We start from the raw sequence: 10,083 nt of genomic DNA, 5'->3' as shown, positions 1-10,083 counted from the left end.
CCGGGGCGGCCGTGGTCATCGAAGCAGTCGGCCGGACCAGGCAACCGAGCACAGCGGCCGATTCGCTCGCCGGGTCTTCGATCGCGTACCGCAGGAACCTGAGCGGCCGGCCGTCCTTACGGACCGCGAGCCAGCGCAGCGCGGCCTCGACCACGGCGACCGGAGGCGTGCCGTCGAGACACTCCCCCTCCAGCTGGATCGTCACTACGCCCTCCATGAATCATGGCGATGATCGACAATTCGCGACGCGGCGGGAAACCGGCCGACGACAAGAGAGCCCACCCTCGACGACAAGAAACTCCTCCTGACCGTGAAAGATCAGAACCGGCGAAGGTTTCGCCGGTCGTCGCGCCCCTACGGTGTACTAGTACACCACACGCGGAGGGTTCGACAAATGGCCAAGAAAGCCTCTGACAACGAGCACGACGTAATCGTGAAGCTGCTCAAGGCTTCACTCGCCGGCGTGGGAGGCCTTAATCTGGTCACCGGATCCTTCGTCGTGACGACTCTCGGCACGGCAACCGCGGTGACCGTGCTCTACCTCAGCGGATTCCGCCGCAGCCGGTAACGTTCGACCACCCCGGCCCGAACCACCCCGCGATGCCGTACCACGGATACGACCCCGGCACAGCGGTCGCCATCGGCGGCCGCCTGCTCGCGCCCGGGATCCCCCGGCACACCGGCTACGGCGAGGTCGTCGAGCCGGGCTGGCGTCCCCCACCGGTTCGCGTGGTCCGTCCGGGTGACCGGGCCACGCACCCGATCCGCCGGGCGGTCTGGTCGTTCTGGAGTACCCCGTACCGGCTGCGGCACGGAAGACATTGGCCCAGCGACTTCTTCCACACGCTGTCGTGGATCCTGTCGTTCCGGCTCGCGTCCCGCCTCTTCCCCGCGACCACGTTGGTGACCGACGACTGGGGGTACGAACTGCTCGTCGCACGGCTCGGGCTGCCCTTCGACGACGTTTCCCTGTCGCTGAACGGACTCGCCGGGCAGCACCCGTCCTGGTGGGCGCTCGGGAAGTTGCACGCGTACCGGGAGCAGCGCGAACCGTTCCTGCACATCGACAACGACGTGTTCCTCTGGCCGGGTTTCCCCGCGGACGGGCTCGACGGGGAGATCGTCGCGCAGAATCCCGAGCACGCACCGGCTTCCGATGCCGGCTACTACCGGCCGTCGGCCGTCGCGGCGGCGATCCGGAGCACCGGCGGCTTCCTGCCGGAGGAATTCCGCGACTACACCGGGGAAGCCGCGTTGTGCACCGGAATCGTCGGTGGCACGGCGGTTCCCCTTCTCCGCCGCTACGCCGATCTCGCCGTCCGCATGGTGGAGTCGGCCGAGAATCGGACGGCCTGGCAATGGCTCGCGCCACTCGAGGACTACAACCTCGTTGTCGAGCAATACCTTCTCGGCGCGTTGTGCTGGGGCGGCGACACCGTCGACGTGCAGTGTGTCTTCGCATCCCAGGACGAAGGCTACCGGGAGGAAGACCGGAGATTCACGCATCTCATCGCCTCCGCGAAAAGCGATCTCCGTTACCTGCATTCGCTCGCATGGCAAGTGAAAAACCATTTCCCAGCCGACTTCGAGATCGCTCGACGACTATACGGCGATCAGTAACGATAAGGCCAAGAATGCCAACCGCCCCGGCGATGCGGGCGTCTTTCCGGAATTAGCTCTCCGGCAGGAGGTCATCGCCATGGCCATCAACCTCCGGCGCGCGCTCGGAGCGCTCGCCGCCACCTCCATCATGCTGACCGGCGCCATCGCCGCGGCCCCGCCCGCTTCCGTCGCGGCACCGGCGATCCCCACCATGACGGGGATCCGCACCGGTCAGAACACCGGGTTCGACCGGGTCGTGCTCGACCTGACCGCCGGCCCGGCACCCGCCGTCCGGTACGACCTCGTCGACGAGCTGATCGCCGACGGCTCGGGCGAGATCGTCTGGCTGACCGGGGAATTCTTCATCGCGGTCACCGCGACCCCGGCCGCCGCGCACGACGACGCCGGGAATCCCACCTATCCCGGTCCGCAGAAGTTCCGGACCCGGAATCTGCGCAACGTCATGGCGGTCGCGGTCACCGGTGACTACGAAGGCACCTTGTCCATCGGTCTCGGCGTCCGGTCGAGGACGGCGGTCACCGTGTTCACGTTGACCTCGCCGAACCGCGTCGTCATCGACGTCCGTCATTGACCACGAGCGGGAATCCGTGAAGTCTTTTCGCCTGCCGTCGCACTTTCGGTGAGCAAAATCCTTTTCGGATTCCCGCGGTGAAAATCCCGTTCTGCCCCAACGGGCGATTTTTCGGAAAATCAGGTATCTGCCGCCGGGGATCGCGTTCCTTCCTTCCGTCAGCATCACCGCCGCTGCGAAGGAGAACCTCATGCCGACCCCACGCAATCCCGACACCCCGTCCTTGGGCCCGGGTGGCGACAACCTCGAAGCGGGCCCTGGCAGTTCGGGCCCGGGAAGCTTCTCGAACAGCGAAATCGGCGAACTGGTCACCCAGGCCGCCGAAACCATGGCCGCTTCCGGCGAGGACGCCGAGCGCAATTACCAGCGAAGCCTCGACCGGCTTCGTGAGCGCGCGGACGACGTCGTCCCGGCGCTCGGCGCGCAGTACGACGCCCTCTCCGAGGAGCAGTACCTCGAACGCTGGGGCCTGGTCCAGCTGCTCACCGACCTCCGGCACGCCGCCGCCGTCCCGGCACTCGAAAACGTGCTGCGCCAGCCGATCCCGCCGGAGCGTTCCGACGACCCCGCACACGGGATCAGCACCGTCGGCGAAGAGGTGATCATCCGCACCACCGCCGTGGAAGCGTTGGCGCGCTTGGCATCCGCCGGGGACAGCGCGGCGAAGGAGCTGCTGTTGCGGCAGGTCCGGCACGAGGTGTTCACGGTACGGCGCGCGGCGGTACAGGCCATCGCCGAGACCGGGGACACCGAGCTCACCGCCCGCGTGCGCGAGGAGCTCAGCGGCACCGAGGACGAGCGCCTGCTGAACATCCGGCGGGTCGACGTCCGCGGTGTCCCGCAGGCCGTCGGCGGCCGGTACGTGAAGGACTCGCGGACCGACGACGTGCCGCCGCCCTCCTGACCAGAACGAATTCCTTACTACAGACAGGTGATCTCCGATGGCCACTTGCAGCTACACCGTGCCGGACAAGAACGTGACCGGGGACAATTTCTACGGTGCCTCGATCTGCAATCAGACCTACATCGACTATTTCTGGAACACCTACGGCTTCTCGGGCAACAAGGAGTACTGGGACGACGGCTTCGGCTGGGAAGACGCGTGCAACACCGACAAGCCGCTGGCCCGGACGTTCAACGCGTGCTACCTCCTGACCTATTCGGCCCAGGACTACCAGAACGACGCCTATTCCGGCGCGATGCTGAACTGGGCACGCCGCTACGTCCGCGACAACTGCGACGACCTCCGCTCGCTCTGCGGTGACGGCAGTGCCATCGCGCGCTCGTTCAAAGGGGCGTTCGTCGACGACCGGATCGAGTTGTACCTGGGTTTCTGGTACTCCAAGGACGTTCCCGGCCGCGCCGAGACGCTGATCCACGAATCGCGCCATCAGGGCGGGAAGCCGCACAACGCGAACTTCCCGGCGGGGTCGGTGTTCGGTGCCGGCAAGAGCGGTGCCGACTCCACCTGGGGTTACGAGGGCGCCTGGATGTACGGCGCGCTGTACCTGTGGTGGTTCTACGCCCAGGGCGCCCGCACGACGTCGGCGTTGCGTGAACGGGCCCGCCAGCGCGGGAACCTCGTGATCGACAACGCCTTCGCGACCCATCCGGGCTTCAACATCTGAATCACGACCGGCGTGGCCCTCTCGTACTGCAGACGAGAGGGCCACGCCAGCGAGATACCTCGGATGACTAGCCGGGTGTTCCGCTCATCGGGGCTTGACCACCACGATTTCTGCCGCAATCATCGGATCTCTCGGTAACCATGCCCCGGATGAGAGCGGATGGTCATGAGAGTTCACCGCGCTGCCTGGCTCGCCCTGGTCCTCGCCCTGCTGGCGGGCCTGCTCACCACGACCGCGGCGAGCGCGGAAGTGCACCATCCCCGCCAGAAGTGGCTGCGCGAGGCCACCGCGGGGCTCTTCCTCCATTGGGGCATGTTCACCGCGCCACGCCAGACCGACTGCGCCGCTTGGGAACGCGCCGTCACCGAAGGCGGCTGGAGCGCGGACTACTGGGTGGACGAGGCCCGCAAACTCGGCGCCTCCTACATCGTGCTGGCCACCTTCCACAGCAGGCTGGGCTACGCACGGCCATGGCCGTCGGCGATCCCGGGCAGTTGCTCCACCCGTCGCGACCTCCTCGGCGAACTCGTCAAGGCAGGCAACGCGAAGGGTGTCCGGACGATCCTCTACATGACCGACGACCCCCAGTGGCACAAGGAGACCGGCGTCGAGTCGCTGGATTCCGCCGCGTACTCCGCCTACAAGGGCAAGCAGGTCGACCTCACCACCCGCCCGGGCTTCGGCGAGTACAGCTACGACCTCTTCCACGAGGTCATGGACCGCTACGCGGATCTCGCCGGATTCTGGATCGACAACGACAACGAGTACTGGGAAAAGAACAAGCTCTACGAACAGATCCGCGAGAAGCGCCCGTCCTGGTTGCTGAGCAACAACAACGAGGACACCCCGATCATGGACACGGTCAGCAACGAGCAGAAGACCGGCATCACCCCGTCGTACGACTATCCACAGGCCGCCTTCACCCCGATGCCGAGGCTCACCGAGGCCGACTACAAACTGCCGACCAACGGCGGCTGGTGGTACGACGGCACCGATCAGGCCGTCGATTTCCGGCTGTCCACCGGACGCTACATCGCCAACGCGGGTTCGTCGATGAAGTCGCTGATGGCCGAAACCCCGATGGTGAACGGGAAGTTCCCGCCACAGCAGGAGGCGTACAACAACTTCATGGCGAGCTGGGTGCCGCCGATCAAATCCTCCCTGCAGGGCAAGGAGGGCGGCGGGTACATGTACGGAGGGATGCAACCCGGGTTCTGGAACGACGGCGCGCACGGCGTCATCACCGTCGAGCCCGGCGCCGGAACGCAGTACCTCCACGTCGTCACCCGGCCGCGCACCGACCTGCTCCGCTTGCGCGACAACGGCTACAAGGTGACCAGGGTGTCGGACGTGCGCACGGGGAAGAAGCTGCGGTTCAGCCAATCCGGCGGCTATCTGACCATTGTGGACATCAAGGACTGGGACACCTACGACACGGTGTTCAAGGTGGAGACGGCCGGGCAGCGGGGCTTCCACGACTCCCGGACGATCAAGGCGACCGCTTCGTCCGCACGCGAAGGACATCCGGCGTCGAACCTCGTCGACGGGAACTTCGAGAACTACTGGGACGCCGACGGCAAGCAGCCGGTCTCGGTGACCTTGGACCTCGGCAGGCGGCGGACCGCTGCCTACCTCGCGGTGAATCAGCGCGAGATGTCGCCGACCCACGCCCGCGAATCGTTCGGCAGGCCGGAGGACTCGGCCCGGATCCAGGACTATCGCCTCTACGTCAGCGACGACGGGCGGCATTGGGGTGAGCCGGTCCGCACCGGCGCGATGCCGAGCGCCCGCGGCGTGCAGTTCATCGACTTCGGCGAACGGCAGACCCGGTTCATCAAGCTCGAGGTGCTGAACACCTGGTCGGGACCGCAGGCGAAACCCTTCTACCGGCAGTTGGCCATCGACGAGATCAAAGTGGCGTACGGCTATCCGAGTTCGGTTCTGGGCACACAGGTTCCGCTGGAGGCCGAGTCCTCCCGCAACGATCACGACGGCCGCGCCCGCCTGGGCCACTGCTCGTCCTGCTCCGGATCGTTCCAGGTCACCGGCCTCGGCGGCGGTCCGCGCAACTCGGTCACCTTTCCGACCGTGATGGCCGCCGAAACCGGAAGCCACCGGCTTCAGCTCGACACCACCGGCGGGCCCGCGACCTCGGTGGCGGTAAGCGTCAACGGCGGTGCCCCCGTGGAGACCACGATCGGCGCCGGAACGCCGGGAGTCGTGGCGTCGACGGCGATCCCTGTCGCGCTGAACGCCGGCGCCAACAGCGTCAGGGTGTTCAGCGACGCACGCTCGGGGCCGGGCCTCGACCGGATCGCGATCGCTCCCCTTCCGCCGTCGTCCTACACGCCGAAGACGACTCTGACCGTCGAACCCGGTGGCATCCAATGGCTCTCGCCTGGGCAGCAGTCCTTGCGGGTGACGGCGAAGCTCCGGCTCGATGCCGATGACGCGATCGGGAAGGTCTCCCTGGCACCGGTCGTCCCGGCGGGCTGGACCCTGCGAGGCGCTCCGGCGACGGCGGAGTCCATGCGCGTCGGGGATGAGCTGGAAGCCTCCTGGACGCTCGTCTCCTCCGAAGGCGTCACCGCGGCCGACATCCCGGTCACCGCGTCGTTCGACCTGCTCGGACGGTCGAAAACGGTGAGCAAACCGGTCCGGGTGGGCCCACGACCGGCGGACCGGGTCTTCATGCGGGAGGCCGAAGACTCGGCGAACGACGTCGGCGACGCGGGCGTGACGAACTGCGGCGTGTGCTCTGGCGGCCAGAAGGTGCGCAACATCGGCGGCGACCCGGGTTCGGTCGTGCGCTTCGACGGCGTCACCGTGCCCGAGACCAGGCGATACACCCTCTACATCGACTTCACCGTCAACGGGCCGCGCTCGTACTTCGTCACGGTCAACAGCGGTACGCCGATCGAGGTCAGGGTCGACGGTGCCGGCAACAACACCCGGCTCACGACGACCTTGCCGGTCGAACTGAAGGCGGGGCCGAACACGATCGAACTGGGCAACGACCACGCGTCGGCCCCGGATCTCGATCGGCTGTCACTGGGGTGAGGTACCGGCTTGACCCTCTCCCGGGGAGAGGGTTCAGGCTGGTCCCATGACGACCTTGATGCCGATCGGCGTGTTCGCGCACGCCACCAGGCTGTCGGTCCGCGCGCTGCGGAACTACGACCGGATCGGGCTGCTGGTGCCCGCCGTCACCGACCCCGGCACCGGGTACCGCCGGTATTCGCTCGGCCAGTTCGCCCGCGCGGGGTTGATCCGGCGGCTCCGGGAGCTGGAAGTGCCGCTGGCGGAGATCGCCGAAATCCTGGACGCGGGCGACCCGCACGAGGTGAAGGCGGCGATCAAACGGCATCACGACCGGGTGGCGGCGCGGGCCGCGGAACTCGCGGCGATCAGCGACGAACTCGACTCCGTGCTCGCCGAACCGACGCGATGGCTGCACGTCTACGAACGCGTGCGCGCGCCGCAGCAGGTCGCCCGGCTGTCGATCCGGACTCCGCTGAACGGCCTGGCGGAACTGATCGGGCCCGCGTACGCGCGGCTGTTCGCGGCGCTCGACGTGCAGGGGATCAAGCCGTCCGGGCCGCCCGGGACCCGTTACCTCGCCACCGATCCCGACGAGTTGACGGCCGAATTGTTCGTGCCCGTGGACGAACCGGTGCGGGACGACGGCGACATCGGCACCACCGAGCTTCCCGGTGGGCTGCTGGTGGCGACAATTCACGAGGGTGGTTACGAGGAGGTCGAGACCGCGTACCGGTCACTCGGCCGCTGGATCGCCGAACGCGACCGCGTCCCCGCGGGGCCCGCCGAGGAGTTGTACCTGGTGGCACCTGGACCGTCGGTCGCCCCCGAGGCGTACCGCACCGAGATCGCCTGGCCGGTGGCCTCGTGATCCTCGACGGAATCAAGACGACGGGCGGTGAGCACTGCGAGACCAGCACACTCGATGTCCTTCTGCGGCACGCCGGGATCGAGCTTTCCGAGCCGATGCTGTTCGGGCTCGGCGAAGGCCTGGGCTTCATTTACTGGGACGGGAAGAACCTGCCGTTCCCCTTCCTCGGCGGGCGCGCCAAACCCGCCGAGATCACGCGGAAGCTGACCGACCGGCTCGGACTCACGTTGCGGGTCAAGGAGACGTCGTCGGTGCGCACGGCTTGGCGGAACGTGACCGAGGCGATCGACGCCGGTGTGCCGGTCGGCCTGCAACTCGACTCGTACCACTTGGAATACTTCACCACGAAAGTCCACTTTGGAGGGCACTTCGTCGCCTTGTACGGCTATGACGACGAGCGGGCCTTTGTCGTCGACACGGCACAGCAGGGTGGCGCGGTCTCGACATCCTTGGAGAGCGTGGAACGCGCCCGCGCGGAGAAAGGCCCGATGACCGCGAAGAACCGTTCGTACACCATCACCGCGAATAGGCCTCGCGTGCCGCTTCCGGATGCCATCCGGACCGCGGTGCGGGCCAACGCGGCGGAGTTTCTCGACCCGCCCATCGCGAACCTCGGATATCGCGGCATCGGCAAGGCCGCCGTCCAGGTGCGGAAATGGCTGGACCGCACCGACGATCCGGCTCGCGACCTGCCGCAGGCGGCGATCCTGATGGAACGGGCGGGCACCGGCGGCGCACTCTTCCGCCGGATCTACCGCGACTTCCTCGAAGAGTGCACGAGCCTTGTCGACGACGCCGGTCTCCATGCCGCGTATGAAAAGTACCGCGACATCACTCCATTGTGGACCGAGGTCGCGCGCTTGTTCACACAGGCAGGGGAAACCGGCGACGCCCGGCCGCTGAACGACGCGTCCGCCGTCCTGTCCGAGCTGGCCCAGCGCGAACAGGAGGCGATGACGGCGCTCGCGACGGTTCAGCGTGCGCGTTCGTAGGGCAGCTTCTCCCCCGCTTCCACCGCGAACGGCAGATCGTTGCCGGCCGGCGGCAACGGGCAGGTGGCGAAATCGGTGAACGCGCACGGCAGATTCGTCGCACGGGTGAAATCGAGGACGACCGCCCCGTCCTCGGCGGGCTCGGGTACCGCGAGCGACCGGTTCGCCGCGTACGTGGTGACACCGCTCGTGGCGTCGGTGAACAGGATGAGCAGGCCGTCCTTCTTGCCGTTGAACGCGGTGAGCGTGTGCTCCGCGCCGTCGTGCTCGAAGCGCACGATGCCCGGGGAGACGTAGACGTGACTGAGCCCTTCGACGACCGCTCCGACCGTCGTCGGCCGCGGTTCGTCGAAGGGCTCGAAGGTCCCGGACAGCACCCAGGCCTCGTCGGGCTCGTATGCCGGGACACCGCGGAAAGCGTTGAGCACCGGCGCCTTCGGGTCGTGAGCCCGGATCAGATACCCGCCACGACGCGCCACCTCGATCTCGATGTCACCGGCGACGACCCGGGTGGTCGCGCCGCTGTTGACCAGCTCGAAGCGGCGGACATCGGTGACGCGTTCGCCGTCGTGCGAGAGGTCCGCGCCCTGCGGATCGAGGTACGCCGCGTCGGCGTCCTGCCACCACAACCCGGGCAGCCCGTCGTACGCGCGTGGCTTGTCCTCTAGCCAGTCGAGCGAGACCAGGGCGAGCCAGCCGAGCGGATCGGCGAGATCGCGCTCGCGCTGGGTCTTCCAGTCCTGCCAGTTCCGGGTGAACGTGTCCGTGCTCATCGCCGATCCCTTCCGTGACCTTGCTCGTTCTCCCCGGTCAACGGACTGGCGGCGGCGATATTTCCTGTCCCGGCATGTGGTCGCCCGTGACACCCTCCTCGGCCGAGACCAGCTCGGCGATCGGCGCGAAGAAGGCCTTGATCCCCGGCAGATTGGCGCCCTTCTCCCTGGACGCCGCGAAGTCTTCGGAGGAACGCCACCACACGACGTCGAGCCAGGTCTCCTCGTCGACCCGGATCAGCTGGGCGTCGAGGAACCCCTCCCGGTCGGCCCGGAAGTCGGCGACCATCGCGGGGCGGGCCTGGAGCAGTTCGTCCGCGCGGTCGGCGGGGACCTTGAAGCGGGTCAGTTCCACTGTCGTCGTGGTGCCTGTCGTCATGATGTGGATGTTAGGCGACCGCTGTTCGCGTTCGGTCGGCTACTCGCTTTCGCTCGATGGGTCGCATTTAGTCGACTAACCGCGACGGGTTTTCTTTGCGTGATTTCGCGTGTGGCAGCGCCACTCTTCAGCGTTGTTGGCGCGTTTTGCTTGTTGCGTAAAATTACGAACGCGTGTTCGATTTCGTGGTGTATTATGGAGTCGTGT

10 protein-coding genes and 1 pseudogene are annotated in these 10,083 nt (G+C 67.2%); 8 read left to right on the top strand and 3 right to left on the bottom strand.

Features of this window, described 5'->3' with window-relative positions; translation table 11 throughout:
• A pseudogene (locus AVR91_RS15185) lies at window positions 1-205 on the bottom strand (hypothetical protein); the annotation flags it as partial.
• Window positions 206-394: 189 nt separating this feature from the next.
• Between AVR91_RS15185 and AVR91_RS43350 the strand changes: the two are divergent.
• The 8 genes from AVR91_RS43350 to AVR91_RS15150 all read left to right on the top strand — a co-directional run bounded on the left by AVR91_RS43350 (window position 395) and on the right by AVR91_RS15150 (window position 8,724).
• Window positions 395-568: a hypothetical protein gene (locus AVR91_RS43350; RefSeq protein WP_170064554.1), complete on the top strand. Its 174-nt coding sequence runs from the start codon at window positions 395-397 to the stop codon at window positions 566-568.
• 32 nt (window positions 569-600) lie between these two features.
• Window positions 601-1,620 (top strand): DUF6734 family protein, encoded by a 1,020-nt coding sequence (locus AVR91_RS15180; RefSeq protein WP_063273348.1) that lies wholly within the window; start codon window positions 601-603, stop codon window positions 1,618-1,620.
• A 79-nt stretch (window positions 1,621-1,699) separates the two neighbouring features.
• Complete coding sequence (locus AVR91_RS15175) at window positions 1,700-2,194, top strand: AMIN-like domain-containing (lipo)protein (RefSeq protein WP_063273349.1); 495 nt, start codon at window positions 1,700-1,702, stop codon at window positions 2,192-2,194.
• 190 nt (window positions 2,195-2,384) lie between these two features.
• Window positions 2,385-3,098: a HEAT repeat domain-containing protein gene (locus AVR91_RS15170; RefSeq protein ID WP_063273350.1), complete on the top strand. Its 714-nt coding sequence runs from the start codon at window positions 2,385-2,387 to the stop codon at window positions 3,096-3,098.
• A 37-nt stretch (window positions 3,099-3,135) separates the two neighbouring features.
• Entirely contained in the window at window positions 3,136-3,822 is a 687-nt protein-coding gene (locus AVR91_RS15165; RefSeq protein WP_063273351.1) for a hypothetical protein, read from the top strand.
• A gap of 159 nt (window positions 3,823-3,981) precedes the next feature.
• Window positions 3,982-6,882, top strand: coding sequence for an alpha-L-fucosidase (locus AVR91_RS15160; protein WP_063273742.1), 2,901 nt, complete (start codon window positions 3,982-3,984; stop codon window positions 6,880-6,882).
• A 46-nt stretch (window positions 6,883-6,928) separates the two neighbouring features.
• Window positions 6,929-7,732: a MerR family transcriptional regulator gene (locus AVR91_RS15155; protein ID WP_063273741.1), complete on the top strand. Its 804-nt coding sequence runs from the start codon at window positions 6,929-6,931 to the stop codon at window positions 7,730-7,732.
• Entirely contained in the window at window positions 7,729-8,724 is a 996-nt protein-coding gene (locus tag AVR91_RS15150; protein ID WP_063273740.1) for a BtrH N-terminal domain-containing protein, read from the top strand. The genes AVR91_RS15155 and AVR91_RS15150 overlap by 4 nt, the downstream gene beginning before the upstream one ends.
• Here AVR91_RS15150 and AVR91_RS15145 read toward each other — a convergent pair.
• Together AVR91_RS15145 and AVR91_RS15140 are read right to left on the bottom strand one after the other, a co-directional pair.
• Complete coding sequence (locus AVR91_RS15145) at window positions 8,706-9,497, bottom strand: DUF1684 domain-containing protein (protein ID WP_063273739.1); 792 nt, start codon at window positions 9,495-9,497, stop codon at window positions 8,706-8,708. The genes AVR91_RS15150 and AVR91_RS15145 overlap by 19 nt on opposite strands.
• Before the next feature lie 37 nt (window positions 9,498-9,534).
• Complete coding sequence (locus AVR91_RS15140; RefSeq protein ID WP_063273738.1) at window positions 9,535-9,876, bottom strand: antibiotic biosynthesis monooxygenase family protein; 342 nt, start codon at window positions 9,874-9,876, stop codon at window positions 9,535-9,537.
• Window positions 9,877-10,083: the final 207 nt, after the last annotated feature.

This window comes from Amycolatopsis keratiniphila subsp. keratiniphila (assembly GCF_001620365.2).
GTDB classification, from domain to species: Bacteria; Actinomycetota; Actinomycetes; order Mycobacteriales; family Pseudonocardiaceae; genus Amycolatopsis; species Amycolatopsis keratiniphila.
This window is presented reverse-complemented; position numbering and strand designations above follow the sequence as displayed.